This is a genomic window from Bacillus sp. PAMC28748 (assembly GCF_014250415.1).
GTDB classification, from domain to species: domain Bacteria; phylum Bacillota; class Bacilli; order Bacillales; family Bacillaceae; genus Bacillus; species Bacillus licheniformis.
Map to the genome: position 1 here is coordinate 1,030,335 of NZ_CP060192.1, position 18,876 is coordinate 1,049,210.

Sequence of the window (18,876 nt, forward strand, 5' to 3'; positions counted from 1 at the left end):
TCCCTCATAATAAAAACCCCTGAGAAACAGGGGCTGTTATTTATTGATACACCGTTTTCGGAACTGCAACGACCGGATTTCCGGCGGCATAAGGGGCGACATCGTATTGTTGGAAGACGATCGCAATGCCGTCGTTAGTGTAATAGAAGGCCGTGTTTTTACCGAGGACGATGTCTTTCTTCTTCACATCCGGAAAGAAAATGTCGCTGTGTTTTTGAATATAGTTGTAAATGTATGTTTTTGTCTTATCCATTTTCGATTTTGTATTTAGGATGTCGGATAAATACACCCGTTTTTTAGAGACAAGGTCATAGTTGAAAGAGCGGACTGCCGTATTTCCGTGCGCTCCGCCGGAATAGACGTAATTGCTTGTCAGGATGCTCAGCTTTTGGCCGGTCCGGTATTTCACTTCAAAGGACGTTTGATAATCCGTTTGGTATCCGTGCTGTTGGCCGTCTTTCTTGTTTTTTACATAATCTTTGTAGGACTGCTCAATATAATGTTTAAAATCTTTGTTGATCTTGTTTTGGAGAGATTTGGGGCTTACATTTGAAACTTGCGGGTATTTCAAAGCCTTAATGTTTTTGTACGTATGGCTCGTGACCGTCGGTTTTTTTTCGTTTGCCGCGTGTGCAGAAGGAAGTGCGGCCGCACTGTACAGCGCAAAAAACAATACCCCTGTCATCAACATTCCGAACGCTTTAAACACTGTTTTTTTGTTCATAAAAACCCTCCTTAATCTGTCATTTTTTATAATACCCATTTTGAAATCAGGTACACATTATAGACCGGTGAACTCAATAAAAAGTTTCTGTTTTTGGAAATAAAAATTGAAAAAAATTCTAATTTATTCTGTTTGTTCAGCATCTTGTTGACTGTTTGAACGGCTGTCCTGACGAAAAATTCACACATTGATTCGATACGCCCTCCAGTTTAACCGCAGAAGAAGAAAATGAAAAAAACGAAGAGTTTTTTTAAACCCATTGACATTTTTATAAAAAGTATTAATATTAAAACTATTAAAAAATCGCATAAAAAGGTTTTCCTTATCAAGAGTGGTGGAGGGACTGGCCCTGTGAAACCCGGCAACCGCTGTCTATGACAGAATGGTGCTAAATCCTTAAGAGCATGTTCGTGCTCTTGAAGATAAGGAGGAGATTGAATATATCAAGCTCTTCCTTATCGGGAAGAGCTTTTTTATGTCTATAAAGAAAGAGGGATGAAGCATGACACAATCAACCGATGTACTGAAGCAAACGCCTGGAAGAAAAATCGGACCGTACAGAGCTGATCAGGTGGGCAGTCTTTTAAGGTCTGAGCCCGTAAAAAAAGCGCGCCTCCAAAAAGCGAACGGCGAAATTAGCGCTGAACAATTGCGCGAAGTCGAAAACGAAGAGATCAAGCGCATTGTCGAAAAGCAAAAAGAAATCGGTCTTAAAGCCGTGACAGACGGGGAATTCCGCAGGTCATGGTGGCATTTCGATTTTCTTGAAGGACTTGACGGCGTAGAAGGATATACAGCGGACAAGGGCATTCAATTTCATAATGTTGAAACGAAGCCGCGCGGCATCAAAGTAACAAGCAAAGTCGACTTTACAAACCATCCGATGCTGGAAGATTATAAATTTCTTCATGATATTGCGGGCACACATACGCCGAAAATGACGATTCCGAGCCCGAATATGCTGTTTTTCAGAGGAAAGCTTGGAGAAAGCCCGTATGAGGATCTTGATGAATTTCATCACGATGTAGCTCAGGCTTACAAAAAAGCGATCCGCGCATTTTACGATGCCGGCTGCCGCTATTTGCAGCTGGATGACACGGCCTGGTCCGTATTTTTCTCAGACAAAGGACATGAGCAGATCAAAGCTTTCGGCCGCCAGCCTGATGAACTGCGCCAGTCTTTCGCCAACACGATTAATGAAGCAGTTGAAGGGCGCCCGGACGATTTGACGGTCACCATGCACATCTGCCGCGGCAACTTCCAGTCGACATGGGTGGCGGAAGGCGGCTACGATGCGGCTGCTGAAACGATTTTCGACGGACTCAATTTAGACGGACTTTTCCTTGAATTTGATGACGAGCGCTCCGGCGGCTTCGAACCGCTTCGCTACGTCCAACGGAAAGACTTGCAAATCGTCCTCGGTTTAATTACATCTAAATTCGGCGAGCTTGAAAACCCGGATGATATTAAGCGGCGCATTGAAGAGGCGTCCCGATATGCCGATCTGAACCAGCTGTGCTTGAGCCCGCAGTGCGGCTTTGCTTCAACGGAAGAGGGCAACCTGCTTACCGAAGAACAGCAGTGGGAAAAACTGCGCCATGTCGTCGAGATCGCTGAAGACGTATGGAAATAACACCTCATATTTGAGACATGCCTCCTGACGGCATGTCTCTTTTTTTGCCCCTCTATACAATTTAAAATTCCTTCTTGATTTGTTCATAGTTTGATCATATTTGGCTTCTATAATGCTCTTTAGTGAGGTGATCGAACAATGATTAAGAAAAGGAAAATCGATATATTCCTGGTCTTCATTCTTGTATTATCTGCAGCATTAAACTTGTACGGCATCTGGAATAGTGACACAGACAACGCCTACTATACGGCGGCCGTTGAAAGTATGACCCAAAGCTTTCATAACTTCTTTTACGCATCATTTGATCCGGCAGGCTTTGTAACAGTTGATAAACCGCCTGTCGCACTCTGGATTCAGACACTTTTTGCACTTGTATTCGGCGTGCACGGCTGGAGCGTCGTTCTCCCTGAAGCCATTGCGGAAGTGATTTCCGTAGCACTCTTGTACTTTATTGTAAAACCTACTTTTGGCAAAACGGCGGCCAGAATTTCAGCTCTTATTATGGCGTGTACGCCGATTGCCGTTGCGGTCAGCCATACAAACAACGTCGACAGCATTCTCGTCCTTTGCTTGATGATTGCAACGTGGCTGTTGTTTAAAGCAGTCCGGAAAGGAAAAATCGGCTGGCTGCTCGGCGCATTCTGTATGATCGGTGTCGGTTTTAACGTCAAAATGCTGCAAGCTTACATGGTATTACCGGCATTCCTGCTGTTTTACATGATTGGAGCCAAAACGACGATTCGCAAAAAAGTTGTGTCTCTTATCACAGCCGTGATCGTTCTGGCAGGTGTTTCCGTTTCCTGGGCGGTTGTCGTCGACAGCCAGCCCGAGAGTTCGCGCCCTTATATCGGAAGCAGCCAGACCAACTCTGTCCTTGAGCTGGCGTTTGGCTATAACGGCATCCAGCGTCTCACAGGTCAAAACGGTGCAGGCGGGGGCGGAACCTCCTCATCTGATCATGATCAAAAGAATCAGCAGCAAAGCGGCGATATTGAAAACAACTCAGACTCGGCAAATGGACAAATGGCTCCGCCGAGCGGAGGCGAAATGCCTTCGGGCGGACCGGATGGCCGGCAGGGTGATGTCCAAAGCGGCGGCGGAGGTCCCGGTGGCGGCACAGGCGGCATGTTTGGCACTGGAACCCCGGGTCCTCTCAGACTATTCCAATCTGAGCTTTCAGGACAGGCTAGCTGGCTGATCCCGTTTGTCCTCTTCGGCATCATCGGTTTGCTGATCGCGGGTCTTCGCAGACAAAGAAAATTCAATGAAACAACGACTGAAACAATTTTCTGGATGATGTGGCTTCTGCCGGTCGCTGCATTCTTCAGCATCGCAGGATTCTTCCATCATTACTATCTGATTATGCTGGCAGCTCCAATCGCCGCTTTGTCAGGTGCAGGCTGGACGGCGCTCGTTCGCCTCTATCAGGAAGAAAGCGGCTGGAAAAAACGGCTGCTGCCAATCGGCATTTTGCTGACAACCGCATTTGAATTGTATATTTTGAGTCCTTATCTCAGCGAAATCGGCTTCATCTGGAGCATATTGATCGGCGCTTTCGGCATTGTCACAAGCTGTCTTCTCATCTTTCTCAAGAAAGGAAAGTCATTCAGCTACTATGTATCACTTGCAGCGCTGCTTGGCATGCTGATCGGGCCTTTCTATTGGACAACGGCGACGCTTGCTGACGGTGTAAACGGCATGATTCCACAGGCCGGACCTAAATCCGCACAATCATTTGCCGGCGGTGGCGGAGGAGGTAAGATGCAGAATAACGACGGCAGCGGACCTCCCGGATTTGGCAGCCAAGACGGCCAAACAGACAGTAATCAAAACAACAATAATGGCCCTGGCTTCGGTCCAGGTTCAAACAGCCAAAACAGCAACGATTCTTCAGCTGATACCGGTTCCGGCCAAAACAGCCAAAATCAGAATGACGAAGGCGCAAGCGGCCGTCAACAAGGCAGACCAAGCGGCGGCGGCAGCCCTGGAAGCGGCGAGTCGGTCGATGAAGAACTGTTGAGCTACCTTGAAAAGAACAACACCGGTGAAAAATATTTATTTGCAGTCTCAAGTGCAACTTCTGCTCAATCTTACATCATCAAAACGGGCAAAGCTGTGATGGCGATGGGCGGATTCTCAGGAAGCGACCCGATTTTGACGGTTGAAAAACTTGAGAAGCTCGTCAAAAACGGCGAAGTCAAGTACTTCATGATCGGCGACGGCCGAGGCCGGGACAATTCAGAAATCACCAACTGGATTAAAGAAAACGGCACAGAAATTTCAAAAAGCGAATACAGCAGCTCTTCTTCTGATGATTCACAGTCAGGCGGACCTGGCGGAAATCAAACGCTTTATAAAGTGGAGCTGGATTGATGAAAGGAAAGGTGATGAATATGCAGAAACAAGTCACATTTTCAATCGTAGTCCCTGTCTACAACGAAGCGGAAGTGCTTCAAAGCACCTATGACCGATTAAAAACCGTCATGGACTCGACAGGCGATCCCTATGAACTGATTTTTGTAAACGATGGTTCAAGCGATGACAGCATTCACACGCTGAAGTCGCTTGCTCAGTCAGACCAGGCAGTAAAATGCATCAATTTCTCAAGAAACTTCGGTCATCAGATCGCGATTACGGCCGGCACAGACTATGCTGCCGGCGAGGCGATCGTTGTGATCGACGCCGATTTGCAGGATCCTCCTGAATTGATTTTGGAAATGGCGGAAAAATGGCGCCAAGGCTTTGACGTTGTATACGCCGTCCGCACAAAGCGAGAAGGAGAAACATTTTTCAAAAAGCAAACGGCCGCCATGTTCTACCGGATTTTAAGAAAACTCACAGACGTTGATATCCCGGTGGATACAGGAGACTTCCGGCTCATGGACCGGAAGGTGGTCAATGAAATGAACAAGCTGAAAGAAAAAAACCCGTTCGTCCGCGGTCTTGTCAGCTGGCTCGGGTTCAAGCAGACAGCCGTCTATTACGAGCGCCACGAACGGCTTGCAGGGGAAACGAAGTACCCGCTGAAAAAAATGCTGAAGCTCTCGCTCGACGGCATCACTTCATTTTCCTTTCAGCCGCTGAAACTGGCAAGCTACTCAGGAATCGTGCTGTCAGCGATCGGCTTTATATACGCCTTCATCGTCGTCTGCATGAAGCTGTTTACGACAAGCACCATTACAGGATGGTCGTCGATGATCATTCTGCAATGCTTGTTCAGCGGATTTATCCTGATCATCCTCGGGGCAATCGGCGAATACATCGGCCGCATTTATGACGAAGTGAAAGACAGGCCGCTTTATATCATTGACGGAAAATACGGGTTTGAAGAACAGCGGCGGGCGCGAGCTCCCCAGCGCCATATTATGTAGAAAGATCCAAAAGGAGGGATTCCGATGAGCGTACTAGTTGTCGGGGGAGCCCGTTATATCGGTTCCCACGCCGTTTACACGTTAATTGAGAAAAAAGAAAGAGTCGTTGTTGTGGATTCCCTGGCAACAGGACACGCAGAAGCCGTTCACTCCGAAGCTGCGTTTTATAAAGGGGACATTCGCGACCGGCATTTTCTCAAGCAAGTATTTGAAAACGAGGACATTGAAGCCGTCATGCATTTCGCAGCATCTCCGATTTCCTCGAAATCCAAAAACGTGTTTACTTCCTTTAACGAAAACATCACAGGAATGGAAACACTGCTTGACGTGATGAAAGAATACGATGTCGGCCGGATCGTTTTCGCGTCAAGCGCGGCCGTCTACGGCAGTCCAGAAGACCTCCCTGTCACGGAAGAAACCGAACCTGAGCCCGTTCACGCGCACGGCAAAGTCAAATGGATGATGGAGAAAATGCTGATGGAAGCGGAAAAAGCGTACGGGCTGAAATATGTGATCCTCCGCTCCTTCAATGCGTGCGGCGCTCACCCATCCGCCATCATCGGCGAAGACCGGGGGAGCGAAACACATCTCATTTCAAATGTTCTGCGAACCGCTCTCGGACACCTTCCTTTTGTTCACATAGATCAATCTGAAGACGGAACTGGCGTCCGCGATTATGTTCATGTTCAAGATTTGGCAGAAGCACACGTGCTCGCCATCAGTCACTTGCGGAAAGGCAAGGATAGCCGAATCTACAATCTCAGCTATGGCGAAAGCTACTCCGCTGAACAAATCATCCTTGCCGCCCAATATGTCACAGGCATTCCCCTCATCGCCGCAAAGCTGACAGAAACGGACATCGATTCACAAGCAACATTTGCCGCTTCTTCCTCCAGAGCCAGAAAAGAATTAGGCTGGACCCCACAGCACAACAGCCTGATCGCGATCATCCGCGACGCCTGGAACTGGCACTCTGCGAATCCGAATGGATATGCGTCGGAGAAGGTGAAGCAAGGGTGAAAATGAACTGCACCCCTATAGTTGGATAGCGTCTAACTATGGAGGTGCGTTTTTTTCTCCATCGGCTTTGCGGTAGTTGGTGATCATCGGCAGGCCATTGAAATGTTTTTATTTGAGTTCCAAAAATTACAGAAGGCTTGTCCCAATTTTGTGGCCTACCTTTGTCAAATAAGAAAAGGACTGCATAAAAACTCTTCAGTCCCTCTATGATTCAATTCCTAAATCAACTAAATAAGCCGTTGGCTGTTGTTTGTTTTTTTGTAAATCAATAAGTACATTAACAGAACCTGCTGTACCAATTGTCTTCCCATGATAAGAAATATACAAAACTACATAATCTTTATTAAAATAATGAATATTAGCTATCCTCGCATCACCCGCGTTTAAATCCATCTCTTTTGCAATTTGTTTGAAATCAATCTTAAATTGAGCTTCATATTTTTCATTTCCTTTTAGATAATTATCCATTGTTTGTATCTGTTGGATACCATCAGGCATTACATTTGTTTCTTTTTCTTTTGCTCCGTTAATATAAACATACTTACCGTCTTTGCTCAGAATATCAGTGTTTTTGATTTTCCTAACTTTGTTTTTCTTTTCATCAAAAATGTATTTATCAAATAACTTACGATATGCTCCATCCTTCGCTACATTTGGAAATACGGATAAGTATTCCTTCAGTTTCCCAGACTCAATTGTTGAATTTAATTCCTCTTCTTTAACAATCCGGTATTTTGAAAGATCACTTTTTAAAAAAAGATAATATATTTGTCTGTCTCCAAGGTCACCATTTTTAAATTTTTCATATACGTCCACTTGTATAAGCATGCTGTCTTTGCTAACAGCTGCTAACGCCAGATGTACTTTTTTATCCTTGGCTGATGGAAACTCTATTTTTTTTTCTCCGCTTTTTGTTTTCACTTTTAGAACATTCTTTTTATCTAATGTCATTTCCGGCAGATTATATTCAAGTTTATTGTGGATAAGTTTTTCTTTAGTTAAAAATTCAGTTGTTTTCAAATCATATAATTTTGTCGCAGGATATTTATTAGCCGAAAGAAAGGGACTGTAAAAATCGTCTACTTCTTGATCTGTATATTGATAGTACCGTAGCCCCTTTTTATCACTGCGCATAATCGTATATGTACTATTTTGATAACTAAGAGTTGCGTCTGTCGCTAAATCAAGTTCATGTCTCATAAATTCTCTAAATGCTGGACTGTCTTCTTTGGGCAAGCCTTTTTTATAGATGGCTTCCTGAACATCATCTTTGCCGCAGCCGGTGGTGGCGAGCAGTAGAAACACTATTAAAAAAAATATACTTATAAACCCTTTCTTTTTCATCGACCTTCTCCTATTCTGCTTCTTTTTTGTTGACCTCTCGAATCAAGTCAACAAATTCAGAGTCTTCAATTTCATAAATATGTCCAGGATTGGTTACACCGGAACCTCTTACTTCAATTTCTGGCTTTTTATCAATGAGATCGCCTAATATGTCACCGTGTTGACTTTCGACCGAAACGATATCATCACTGTTTATTTTATGTTTTCCGCTTGCGGTATAGTAAGGGGAAAAACTTACAGTATCCTCTGTTCTGTATCCCGCCGCAGCGGTAATGTCCATCTTCTGCAGCTTTTGATACACCTCAGGATTGGCAGATTTCAAATGATTAATATCTTCAGTCATCGCCTCACAGTCCATATCAGTGTAGGCATTACTGTAATCTTTTCCATTATCATTGTTTTTGTTTTCTTCATTAAAATCTAAATAATCACTTGTATTCATAGTATCTCTTCCAGCAGCATTATCTGCAAGCCAGCGCGCTCTATTTGCCCCGGCAGCTAAGAGATTTTTATCATATGGAGTTCCGATTGTTGTGATGCTTCGCACATGGTCAGGGTAATCCATCGCAAATTGCAGCGATCTTCTTCCTCCATAGCTGTGCCCGAACATATCGATCTTTGTCTCCTCATTCATCAGCCCCATCTCATTTAACTTTTCTGCTAAATCGTCACTTGTTGCTTGCCGATGCTCATTGGGTTCATTTGTGTCATAAACAATATGGAGACGGCCGTTAGTGTCGAAGTATTCAAGACCTTTTATTTCTTCATAAGTTTCCTTTATATACATTTTTCCATATTTGTCAATATAATAGTATTCATAAACATATTCGTTTTTTTCATTTGTTGTAATACGAACGATAAGGTCGCCCTTTTTCGCAGCATCCTTTACACTTTTATAGAAACCATTCCCACTATCCTCAATCCCATGCACATAAACAGAAACATTCTTATAATCCGAAAAATCGCCTTTTACATGGTTAACTGAATTATACAAGATTGAGAGGTCTGTCAAAGCTTCGCGCATCGGGGCGCGGTGGGTGCGGGCGACATTGCTGAAATCTTGTTCCACCTGATCAATGCCATTTTTTAGATTCTCGTATTGGCTAATTAAAAGAACGGCGTCACTCGAAATATTGTTGCGTTTTCTTAAGTCTTCCGGTGTGGGGTCTTCCATAGACTCAAATTTGCGCCTGGCATTCTCCTGGCACTCTTTTAAATCCTTTATCCAATCGTTGATTTCCGATTTGATATCCGCCACATTAAAATCCATTACGTTTTTTGATACAAAATTCGGAAGTTCTTTATTTTCTATCGAAACCCATATTTTATTAAAAGTATCAAGCAGACGGCTGGATTGGGCTAACCGCAGCAGCTGGTTCGCTTTTCTTTCATGGTTTTTGAGAATGTTCGTGATTTCTTTTTCTCTATTATGATAAGCCATAACTCTGTTTCCCTTCCATCATTTCACTCTTTGCAGTTGCTGTGAGATTATGTTATCGACGCGCTTTAATTCCTTAACGATGTTTTTAGCATTTGCCGAAAGTTCTTTGACTCTTTTTTTAAGCTCCGTCATGATTGAGTTGATGTGCGACTTTGCATCAGACCAGACGTCATCGAATTTTTCCCACGGAAATTCTGTTTCATACATCATTTCTCTGAGCATTGTGTCAAAATGGTGCAAAACTTCATCAAGTGTAGATAGATTTGATTCAAACTTTCCGGTTGCCTGGTGTAACGATTCACCGTTTACTTTAATTTCACTTTGAACTCTTTCAGCCGAAAACGTATGGTTTCTTTCTGATCTCGACTGCGGCTGAACATTGGCCGGCTTGTCGGATTCGTCCGTCAGTTCGACCGCTTTTGCAAAACAGCGTACACTGTCTGCAAAATATAATAAACAGCTGCTTGCTTTACTGAAAAAGTTGATGTTGTCGCTCATTTTTTTCTGCAGCGCTGCTGCGGCTTTTCCGCTGTGCCGGTCTAATTCTTCACGAAAAAACACCATGTTCTCAAATACATGGCTAAAGGCGTTTTCCAGCTGACTAATGGTTCCCGCTGCCTTGTGTGAAAGTTCTTTGTTGAAGCGAAAATGTCCCATCGTCATTGCTCCTTATTTTCTTTTTTTCCTGCTTCAGCTTCTGTTAGCAGTTCATCAAGCTGCAATTCTTTTTGATCAACATACCCGTAATGGTATACCACTTCTATGTCCTGTTTATTAAATAGAACAAGCTGCTCTTTTGGATCGGTAAATCCATTTGGATAGTCGACAGCTGCATAATCTCTGATCACGTGATTTGTTTCAGAAAACATTTGCCGCCCGATGACGAGCAGACGCCTTGAATCATTATGTAAGCCGACAACACTGCCGACAGGAAGATAGTTCTTTTTTAACAGCATAATTCATTATCCCTCTTTTTCTCTGAAATTGGACATACATACAAGTTGTAAAAACATAGGGAAATCATAGCAAAAAGGTATCATTTCATTCAACGAACTAAAGCACCGCGAAATTTTACCTATTTAAATCAGAGACTTTTGATTTAATGTTCGCTCATTACGCAAGGTTTGTCGGTGTCATTAGTATGTTACAGTGAGGCCTTAGCACTGAAACGATTCATCATACTTACGGGAACTTCCAGATAAAGTTTCACAAAAAAACCGCCATAATAGGCGGCATCATGAAGATATAAAGCGCGATCGCTTACGATTCTCCTCTAATAAAAAGAATTTTATCACTTTCAATTTTTCGTCTGTTGTTCTGTGCATCGTCACTTCAATCATTTTTCCCGCTTGAAAATCCGGCTTTCAAAGACTAAGCAACAAGCGCCCTGACCCTCTCCTAGACATGACTTCATTTGAAAAATTATTGTGAAAATATATTTTTAGCTTGAATTTTACACAATCTCGAGATAAAATACAGTCAAAATAATAGAAGCCCACTTCTTGTATATAATCAGTAATAGGGTCTGATTGTTTCTACCTGGCAACCGTAAATCGCCAGACTACAAGGAAGTTTGAATAGATTTGATCATGTAAAAAGTGTATTGCGCAAACAATATATCTATTTTTCATTTGCTCTTATTTTTCATGCTTTCTTTATCGGAACCCATGAAAAATAAGAGCTTTTTTATTTTCAAAAAACATTCGGGAGTTGGCATCATGTATTTTCTCATTAATATTTTAGGCATTTTCATTGTCATGTCTGTAATTTATTTTTGTTCCCCGCGAAAGAAAAGCGTAAAATGGAGGCCGATTCTCTCCCTTTTCATCGTTGAGCTTTTGGTGACGTGGTTTATGCTTGGGACAAAAATCGGCGGATGGGCCATCAACCTGATCGCCTCTTTCTTTTCGTGGCTGATCGCTTGTGCAAGCGACGGCATCGCTTTTGCCTTTCCGTCCGTGATGGGCAATGAAACCGTTGACTTTTTCTTCAGCGCCTTGCTGCCGATTATTTTTGTTGTGACATTTTTTGATATACTGGCTTATTTCGGAATTTTAACATGGATGATTGATAAGATCGGCTGGGTAATTTCGAAAGTCTCACGCCTTCCTAAATTAGAAAGTTTCTTTTCGATTCAAATGATGTTTCTGGGCAATACTGAAGCGCTCGCCGTCATTCGCGGGCAATTGGCTGTATTAAAGGATAACCGCCTGCTGACGTTCGGCATTATGAGCATGAGCAGCATCAGCGGATCGATTCTCGGTTCTTATTTAACGATGGTTCCTGCGACATACGTATTTACCGCCATCCCGCTAAACTGCTTAAATGCGTTGATCTTGGCCAGCATTTTAAACCCGGTGGAAGTCACTAAGGATGAAGACATTATTTACGTACCGCCAAAAGAAGAGAAAAAGGACTTTTTCTCAACGATTTCAAACAGCATGATGGTCGGAATGAATATGGTCATCGTCATTCTCGCCATGGTCATCGGATATGTCGCTTTAACCTCATGTTTGAACGGTATTTTGGGCTTGATCGTAGACGGTTTGACGATTCAAAAGATCTTTTCTTATATCTTCAGTCCGTTCGCATTCCTGCTTGGACTGGCGCCGGGCGACGCGATGTATGTTGCACAGCTGATGGGCATGAAACTCGCCACAAACGAATTCGTCGCGATGATGGATTTAAAAACGCAGCTAGACGCGATTTCACCCCATACAGCCGCCGTGGCCACAACATTTTTGACGTCGTTTGCCAACTTCAGTACGATCGGGATGATCTATGGAACGTACAATTCCTTATTTAACGGAGAAAAATCGGCGATTATCGGAAGAAATGTGTGGAAGCTCCTCGTCAGCGGAATAGCAGTGTCGCTGTTGAGCGCGGGGATTGTCGGGCTGTTTGTTTGGTAGAAAAATAGATTAAAAGGGCAGGCATCTAGCCTGCCTGCTTTATTATTAAACTTGCCTATCCCAATGGCGGTGCCCGCTGATCGCTTCGACCAGCTTTTTGCCGAAGTCGTCTTTGTTCTTATCACCACGAGAGGTGATAATGCCCGGCTGTGAAGCCGCGTGGGCCCCGGCGGCGGACAGCAGGAGATCGACCCCTTCGCCTGCGGCTCCGACCGCTTTATAATGTCCGAATGCTTCATTGACAAAATCCGATGCGGCTTTATGCAATTTCAGGCGTTCTATGCTTTCTTGGCCGCCCGGAATATAAACGGCATCGTACAGCACAGAATCGACCGTCTGCAAAGTGTTTCCGACTTCAATTTCTGTGCCGCCGGCCCCTTCGATTACTCCGAGTGCCGAGCTGACGATGTCCGGAATGATGCCGGCTTTTTTGAATTCTTTCAACACACGGCTCAAGTCTTCATCATCAAAACCTTGTTCTGCTAAAATGGCGACTGTCCTTGTCTGCGGCAGTTTCACCGTATTCTCCTGGCTGAGCGCAGGGGATTTGAACGTCACGTTGGAGCCTTCGTCTTTTTCAGGGGGCTCTACGCCTACACCCGCAGCGATTTGCTTGGCAAGCTCCCCGTCAACCCGGTTAAACATATGAACGACTTGGCGGCGGACGTCCTTGCTTTTGACCTTTCCGACTTCAAAGCGGAACGCCGAAATGATATGTTCTTTTTCAACGGGGGACATGCTGTTCCAAAACAGCTTCGCTTGCGAATAGTGGTCGTTAAAGCTTTCGCTGCGCTGGCGGATTTTTTTGCCCTCGACTTTTTCCTCGTAGTGCACATATCCGCCTTCTTCTTCTGAAGCAGGCGCCGGATCGTTGTTTTGAAGCGAATTTTTATGATAAGCGACAGGCCCTTTGTTAATCGTCATCCTGTGATAGCCGTCATACTGGTTGTTATGGAACGGACAGACCGGGCGGTTGATTGGAATTTCGTGAAAGTTCGGACCTCCCAATCGGATCAGCTGTGTGTCCGTATAAGAAAAGAGCCGGCCTTGCAATAGCGGATCGTTTGTGAAATCGATCCCCGGCACAACATGGCCCGGATGGAAAGCGGCCTGTTCGGTTTCCGCAAAAACGTTATCCTGGTTTCGATTCAGCGTCATTTTGCCGATGATTTTGACAGGGACGATTTCTTCCGGCCAAAGCTTTGTCGGGTCAAGGATATCGAAGTCAAACTTGAACTCGTCTTCTTCGTCAATCATTTGCACGCCGAGCTCATACTCCACTTCATCGCCTCTTTCGATCGCTTCCCACAGATCGCGGCGGTGATAGTCGGGATCTTTTCCGGCGATTGTCTGCGCTTCGTCCCAGACGAGCGAATGGACGCCGAGGACGGGCTTCCAGTGAAATTTAACAAAGTGCGCCTTGCCTTCTTCGTTTACAAACCTGAACGTATGAACGCCGAAGCCTTCCATCATCCTGTAGCTTCGCGGAATCGCCCTGTCAGACATTGCTCACATGATCATGTGGGCCGTTTCTTCATTGTTGGCGACAAAGTCCCAAAACGTATCGTGCGCCGTAGAAGCCTGCGGCATTTCGTTGTTCGGTTCCGGTTTAAAGGCGTGCACCAGGTCAGGGAACTTGATGGCATCCTGAATGAAGAAAACGGGGATGTTGTTGCCGACAAGATCATAGTTCCCTTCTTCTGTATAAAACTTTGTCGCAAATCCTCTGACATCGCGTACAGTGTCACCCGAGCCCCTGGAACCGGCGACAGTCGAGAACCTGACAAACACCGGTGTTTTCACTGACGGATCTTGAAGAAACTTTGCTTTCGTATACTCCGTCATCGGCTCGTAAACCTGAAAATAGCCATGCGCGCCAAACCCCCTCGCATGAACGACTCGCTCCGGAATCCGTTCATGGTCAAAATGGGTCATTTTTTCACGGAAATGAAAGTCCTCCATCAGCGTCGGACCGCGCACGCCTGCTTTTAAGGAGTGCTCGTCTTCAGATACGCGCAAACCTTGGTTCGTCGTCATTTTTTTGCCCCTGTTGTCAGACCGGTACTGTTCGAGTTGTTGATCCTTGCTGTGCCCATTGACTTTGCGGCGGCCATCATTGTTATTCACTTGTCATCCCTCCTCATTTTTATTCCCTATGTAGCTGATCTGGAATGCTATTTTATGATTTACCCTTTCTGTCGGCGGGTTAAACTCTTTTTATAGATTCAAAGTTTTGTGTGACAACTACACAAAAAAACGAATTAAACCGATTTTAAGGGCACACATATTTCGCAATACGGACTGTTCACCATATCACCAACGTATTTTTCCATGATTGGCCTATTGTCCAATTGGTATTCATTGTTTTGCAGAGATGAGAAAATATCTGAATATGCTTTTTGAATAGCTTCTGCTGTATGTTCAACCTCGTAAATAAGGTATTGTCCGCCGGAAATTTCGCCTTCAAAAACGGTATCATCGACTTGATAATCATGCGGTATCACAATACAAGCATCAAATCGACAATGATCAGGAGGCGTTGTTTTCGGGTTATCTTGTGGAATCGCAAACAGAATGGCGGATTCAAGAAGATCTTTTTTCTTAGCCCATTTTTTTAATCTTTCCATTACCTCAATGTTGGCGGGGCCGTATGGACCAACTCGGCGCATATATGCAATGCGGTAGTTTGGAAGTGTTTCGATTTTGAATTTCATAGGTTCTTTCTTCCTTTCCATCATTGTTGTTCGTTCCGTTTCGAATGTAACACGCTTTAAAGATATTTACATTCATATTTTTAAAATTTTCTGCAAATTTTAAAATGAGCATTTTCAAACCAAAAAAGAGGATATTCAGAGATCATCTGAACATCCTCTTTCTTTGTTTAATCGAGTGTTTCGCCGTTTGTAGCAATCAGGTTTTTATACCAGTAAAAGCTTTTTTTGCGAATGCGGCGCAAGTCTTTCAAATCAAATTCATCGCGGTTCACATAAATAAATCCGTAGCGTTTTGAACAGCCTTGATGGGTCGAAATTAAGTCGATGGCAGACCATGGGGAGTAGCCGAAAACATCGACTCCATCCGTGATTGCCAGCTGAATTTGCTTGATATGCTCTTTTAAATAATCGATGCGGTAATCGTCATTTACGACATCTCCGTCTTCAAGCTGATCAAACGCGCCGAGGCCGTTCTCAGTGACGATCAGCGGCAGCTGGTAGCGGTCGTAAATTTCGCGCAGCGTCGAACGGAAACCGACAGGGTCGATCTCCCAGCCAAATGCGTTTTTCTTTAGGTGCGGATTGCTGCTTCCCCTATATACGCCTTCTTCTCCCGTCTGCAAATGCTGGTCTCCGCCTCGAGCAGCCGTGTCGCTGCCATCACCCCTGCTTGCTTCAGCCGTTTGCGATGTATAGTAGTTAAACGCGATAAAATCCGGCTTGGCCGACCGCAGAATGTCCATATCCCCTTCAGCGATGACCGGTGTGCAGCCTTTTTCTTTCATATATGCCCACGCTGTTGTATTGTACCGTCCGAATACGGCCATATCCAAGTAAAGCCAGTTTCGGATCGCATTATAGTTAAAAGCCGCCAGCACGTCCTCCGGTTTCGAAGAAGCGGGATAGATGAGCGCAATATTCGGCGCAGGACCGATTTTTGCTTCCGGCAGCATCTCATGGCAAAGCTTGATCGCTTTCGCCTGTGCGACGAGCATGTGATGGTTTTGCTGATAAAGCTCTTTTTTCGGATTTTCCAAGTTCGGATCGAGTGTACCGAGTGCAGATCCGTGGAGGATCATCATATTTTGCTCATTGCTGGTCAGCCAGTATTTGACGCGGTCACCGTAGCTTTCAAAAAGGACCTTCGCATACTTTTCAAAAGCATCAATCGTGGCCCTGTCCGACCAGCCGCCTTTTTTCTGCAAAGCATTCGGCAGATCAAAGTGGTACATCGTAACAATCGGTTCGATTCCATATTTCAGGAGTTCATCGATCAAACGGCTGTAAAATTCGATGCCCTTTGGATTAATATCGCCGTCCCCATCCGGTATGATGCGCGTCCAGGCAATCGAAAAACGGTATGCTTTGAAGCCCATTTCTGCAAACAAAGCGATATCTTCTTTATAGCGGTGGTAATGGTCGCTTGCGACTTTAAAATCGGTTGTCCCTTCCGGGTAGCTTTCGCGCGCATCGATGACAGAAGGCCCTTTTCCATCTTCGTCCCAAGCGCCTTCCACTTGATAAGCGGAAGTAGACGCGCCCCACAAAAAATCTTTCGGAAATTGAGCTAATGTTTTATATTTCATGATTATTTTCCTCCCTTGGTGATGAAATTAAAGTGATGATCCGTTCTTCAGTTTTCACCTTTTTTTGATCCGTTGGAATGACATCCGTGTATTGACCGGAATTTGTAACGATGATCGGCGTTTTCACGTCAAACCCTTCTTCTTTCAAAGCGTCCAGATCGAATTCTGCGAGTATATCACCCCGTTTCACATTTTGCCCCTGCACGGCTTTAGGATTGAAGTGCTTTCCTTCGAGCCTGACTGTGTCCATTCCAATATGAATCAAAATCTCGGCTCCGCTTTCGGTCGTTATGCCGTATGCGTGACCCGTCGGAAATGCCGTTGTCACGATGCCGTCCGCAGGGGCGGTGACAACGCCTTTTGACGGAACCACCGCGATTCCCTCTCCAAGCGCCCCCGATGCGAACACTTTATCTGATACTTCTGTTAACGGCAGGACTTCTCCTTGCAAAGGGCTGTAAATCGGTTCACCGGCGCTTTTTTCAACAGGCTCCTCTTTTGTCACCTCCACAGGGTCATCAAAGCCGACAATGTAAGTGAGCAAAATCGATAAAACAAACGAAACTGAAATGCCGATGATAAAGCCGAGAAAACCCGGTCCGTAAAAAATCGGAATCGTCAACAAGCCCGGAGCGCCGGAAGCGAGGGCGACGCTGCCGGAGTATCCGATGATGGCTCCGCCTGCCGCCGCGCTGATGACACCGCATACAAACGGCTTTTTCAGCCTGAGCGTCACCCCGTAGACGGCCGGCTCAGTAATCCCGAATATCCCGGTAACGGCAGCTGATCCTGCCAATGCTTTCAGCTTCTTGTTTTTCGTCTTCAGCATGACGCCAAATGCGGCTCCTGTTTGGGCAAACACGGCGGCTGCCGTCGCCGGCTTAATGTAGTCCTTGCCGTGGACGGCAATGTTGTTCAAAATGACAGGGACGATCCCCCAGTGAATCCCGAAGATGACAAGGATTTGCCATAAGGCCGCGATAATCGCTCCTGCCAAAATCGGGCTGAGATCAAAAACGGACAGAATCGCCGCCGCGATCCCGTTTCCTGTGTAAACGCCGAGCGGTCCGAATACGATCAAGGTTAACGGCACCATCACCGTCAGGCAGATTATAGGGGTAATAAAGTTTTTGACGCTTTCATGAATAAAGCGCATACATAATCTTTCAAGATAGCTCATCACAAATACCGCAAGGATAATCGGGATAACGGTCGACGTATAATTCATCAAGACGACCGGAATGCCGAAAAACTCCGTATGGGCGCCGCTGTTTTTCAGTTCGAGTATCGTCGGATAGATCAGCGCTCCGGCAATCGTCAGCGCTATGAACGGGTTCGCTCCGAATTTTTTGGCGGCCGTAACGGCGAGCAGCAAAGGCAGGAAATAAAACAGGCTGTCGGCTGCCGCGTATAGAATCGTATATGTCGTCTCTTCCGGCGAGAGCCAGCCGGCGTTTGTGCAAATCAAAAGCAGGCCTTTTAAAATCCCCGCTCCCGCCATGACGCCGAGCAGCGGAGTGAAAATGCTGGATACGACATCTACTAATCTACCGGCGAGGCTTCCTTTCTCTTTTTGACTGTGATCGGCCGCAGAACTTTCCAACAGTTGAGAGATCCGGCCGATTTCTTTATATACTTCAGGAACGTTATTGCCGATAACGACTTGAAATTGCCCGCCGCTCTCCACCACGGTTACCACGCCATCCGTATTTTCAAGCGCTTCTCTGTCTGCTTTGGAACGGTCTTTCAGTTTGAAGCGGAGCCTTGTCGCGCAATGGACTAGCGATACAACGTTCTTCTCCCCGCCGACGCGCGCCAGAATTTCTTTTGCCATTGATTGAACATTCATCGTTGATCATCTCCTGTCTCTCGTAAAGCCCTATCAAGCTGTTAAAAAATAAAAAACCTAAACTAAAGCCTGTACAAAGAAGGCTTAGTTTAGGTTTTGCCTGCCGAACAGTAACAATCCCGCTTAAGACAATATGAAAATAAAAAAACCTAAATCACTATGAAAAACAAGGGCATAAGAGTCCCGCTTCACAGTCATTTAGGTTTTGCCTGCATCATCAGTAACAATCCTAACAACCTGTATAAGTTGATGTAAGTAAAAAGTAGCATACATTTATCCAAT

13 protein-coding genes, 1 pseudogene and 2 riboswitches are annotated in these 18,876 nt (G+C 45.1%); of the genes and pseudogenes, 5 read left to right on the plus strand and 9 right to left on the minus strand.

Features of this window, described 5'->3' with window-relative positions:
• Positions 1 to 40: 40 nt before the first annotated feature.
• The gene (locus H7F26_RS05305; protein WP_003186478.1) at positions 41 to 724 is read right to left on the minus strand and encodes a DUF3298 and DUF4163 domain-containing protein; all 684 of its coding nucleotides are present in this window, start codon (positions 722 to 724) and stop codon (positions 41 to 43) included.
• A 319-nt stretch (positions 725 to 1,043) separates the two neighbouring features.
• Positions 1,044 to 1,153, plus strand: a riboswitch (SAM riboswitch).
• A gap of 73 nt (positions 1,154 to 1,226) precedes the next feature.
• Here H7F26_RS05305 and H7F26_RS05310 point away from each other — a divergent pair.
• The 4 genes from H7F26_RS05310 (at position 1,227) to galE (ending at position 6,748) form a co-directional block, all read left to right on the plus strand.
• Positions 1,227 to 2,357, plus strand: coding sequence for a 5-methyltetrahydropteroyltriglutamate--homocysteine S-methyltransferase (locus H7F26_RS05310; protein WP_003186479.1), 1,131 nt, complete (start codon positions 1,227 to 1,229; stop codon positions 2,355 to 2,357).
• A gap of 138 nt (positions 2,358 to 2,495) precedes the next feature.
• Positions 2,496 to 4,730 carry a glycosyltransferase family 39 protein gene (locus tag H7F26_RS05315; protein WP_003186480.1) on the plus strand — a complete coding sequence of 745 codons (2,235 nt, stop codon included), beginning with the start codon at positions 2,496 to 2,498 and terminating at the stop codon, positions 4,728 to 4,730.
• Positions 4,730 to 5,728 carry a glycosyltransferase family 2 protein gene (locus tag H7F26_RS05320; protein WP_003186481.1) on the plus strand — a complete coding sequence of 333 codons (999 nt, stop codon included), beginning with the start codon at positions 4,730 to 4,732 and terminating at the stop codon, positions 5,726 to 5,728. The genes H7F26_RS05315 and H7F26_RS05320 overlap by 1 nt, the downstream gene beginning before the upstream one ends.
• Before the next feature lie 24 nt (positions 5,729 to 5,752).
• Entirely contained in the window at positions 5,753 to 6,748 is a 996-nt protein-coding gene (gene galE / locus H7F26_RS05325; protein ID WP_003186484.1) for a UDP-glucose 4-epimerase GalE, read from the plus strand.
• 204 nt (positions 6,749 to 6,952) lie between these two features.
• Here the strand turns inward: galE and H7F26_RS05330 are convergent, their stop codons facing one another.
• From H7F26_RS05330 to H7F26_RS05345, 4 genes are read right to left on the minus strand one after another with little or no spacing between them, the layout of a single operon-like run.
• Positions 6,953 to 8,092 carry a hypothetical protein gene (locus H7F26_RS05330; RefSeq protein ID WP_003186487.1) on the minus strand — a complete coding sequence of 380 codons (1,140 nt, stop codon included), beginning with the start codon at positions 8,090 to 8,092 and terminating at the stop codon, positions 6,953 to 6,955.
• A 10-nt stretch (positions 8,093 to 8,102) separates the two neighbouring features.
• Positions 8,103 to 9,533 carry an alpha/beta fold hydrolase gene (locus tag H7F26_RS05335; protein ID WP_003186489.1) on the minus strand — a complete coding sequence of 477 codons (1,431 nt, stop codon included), beginning with the start codon at positions 9,531 to 9,533 and terminating at the stop codon, positions 8,103 to 8,105.
• Positions 9,534 to 9,551: 18 nt separating this feature from the next.
• Positions 9,552 to 10,190, minus strand: a complete 639-nt coding sequence (locus H7F26_RS05340) for a hypothetical protein (protein ID WP_003186492.1) — start codon at positions 10,188 to 10,190, stop codon at positions 9,552 to 9,554.
• 2 nt (positions 10,191 to 10,192) lie between these two features.
• Complete coding sequence (locus H7F26_RS05345; protein ID WP_003186494.1) at positions 10,193 to 10,489, minus strand: DUF4176 domain-containing protein; 297 nt, start codon at positions 10,487 to 10,489, stop codon at positions 10,193 to 10,195.
• A gap of 526 nt (positions 10,490 to 11,015) precedes the next feature.
• Positions 11,016 to 11,117, plus strand: a riboswitch (purine riboswitch).
• Between the two features lie 134 nt (positions 11,118 to 11,251).
• On the opposite strand from H7F26_RS05345, the gene H7F26_RS05350 reads away from it, so the two are divergent.
• Complete coding sequence (locus H7F26_RS05350; RefSeq protein WP_003186496.1) at positions 11,252 to 12,445, plus strand: nucleoside transporter C-terminal domain-containing protein; 1,194 nt, start codon at positions 11,252 to 11,254, stop codon at positions 12,443 to 12,445.
• Between the two features lie 45 nt (positions 12,446 to 12,490).
• On the opposite strand, the pseudogene H7F26_RS05355 reads toward H7F26_RS05350, so the two are convergent.
• The 4 genes and pseudogenes from H7F26_RS05355 to H7F26_RS05370 form a co-directional block, all read right to left on the minus strand.
• Positions 12,491 to 14,572, minus strand: a pseudogene (locus H7F26_RS05355) (catalase).
• Between the two features lie 134 nt (positions 14,573 to 14,706).
• A complete protein-coding gene (locus H7F26_RS05360) occupies positions 14,707 to 15,159 on the minus strand; it encodes an AraC family transcriptional regulator (RefSeq protein WP_003186499.1) in 453 nt (150 codons plus the stop codon).
• Positions 15,160 to 15,326: 167 nt separating this feature from the next.
• On the minus strand, positions 15,327 to 16,745 hold the full coding sequence (locus H7F26_RS05365; protein ID WP_017474104.1) for a glycoside hydrolase family 1 protein: 1,419 nt from the start codon (positions 16,743 to 16,745) through the stop codon (positions 15,327 to 15,329).
• Positions 16,735 to 18,594, minus strand: coding sequence for a PTS beta-glucoside transporter subunit IIBCA (locus tag H7F26_RS05370; RefSeq protein ID WP_017474105.1), 1,860 nt, complete (start codon positions 18,592 to 18,594; stop codon positions 16,735 to 16,737). Before H7F26_RS05370 ends, H7F26_RS05365 begins: the two co-directional genes overlap by 11 nt.
• Positions 18,595 to 18,876: the final 282 nt, after the last annotated feature.

Bases quoted from the DNA above. Each gene is read 5' to 3' on its own strand.
- H7F26_RS05305 (WP_003186478.1), bottom strand. From the start codon at position 724: ATGAACAAAAAAACAGTGTTTAAAGCGTTCGGAATGTTGATGACAGGG.
- H7F26_RS05310 (WP_003186479.1), top strand. From the start codon at position 1,227: ATGACACAATCAACCGATGTACTGAAGCAAACGCCTGGAAGAAAAATC.
- H7F26_RS05315 (WP_003186480.1), top strand. From the start codon at position 2,496: ATGATTAAGAAAAGGAAAATCGATATATTCCTGGTCTTCATTCTTGTA.
- H7F26_RS05320 (WP_003186481.1), top strand. From the start codon at position 4,730: ATGAAAGGAAAGGTGATGAATATGCAGAAACAAGTCACATTTTCAATC.
- galE (WP_003186484.1), top strand. From the start codon at position 5,753: ATGAGCGTACTAGTTGTCGGGGGAGCCCGTTATATCGGTTCCCACGCC.
- H7F26_RS05330 (WP_003186487.1), bottom strand. From the start codon at position 8,092: ATGAAAAAGAAAGGGTTTATAAGTATATTTTTTTTAATAGTGTTTCTA.
- H7F26_RS05335 (WP_003186489.1), bottom strand. From the start codon at position 9,533: ATGGCTTATCATAATAGAGAAAAAGAAATCACGAACATTCTCAAAAAC.
- H7F26_RS05340 (WP_003186492.1), bottom strand. From the start codon at position 10,190: ATGGGACATTTTCGCTTCAACAAAGAACTTTCACACAAGGCAGCGGGA.
- H7F26_RS05345 (WP_003186494.1), bottom strand. From the start codon at position 10,489: ATGCTGTTAAAAAAGAACTATCTTCCTGTCGGCAGTGTTGTCGGCTTA.
- H7F26_RS05350 (WP_003186496.1), top strand. From the start codon at position 11,252: ATGTATTTTCTCATTAATATTTTAGGCATTTTCATTGTCATGTCTGTA.
- H7F26_RS05360 (WP_003186499.1), bottom strand. From the start codon at position 15,159: ATGAAATTCAAAATCGAAACACTTCCAAACTACCGCATTGCATATATG.
- H7F26_RS05365 (WP_017474104.1), bottom strand. From the start codon at position 16,745: ATGAAATATAAAACATTAGCTCAATTTCCGAAAGATTTTTTGTGGGGC.
- H7F26_RS05370 (WP_017474105.1), bottom strand. From the start codon at position 18,594: ATGAATGTTCAATCAATGGCAAAAGAAATTCTGGCGCGCGTCGGCGGG.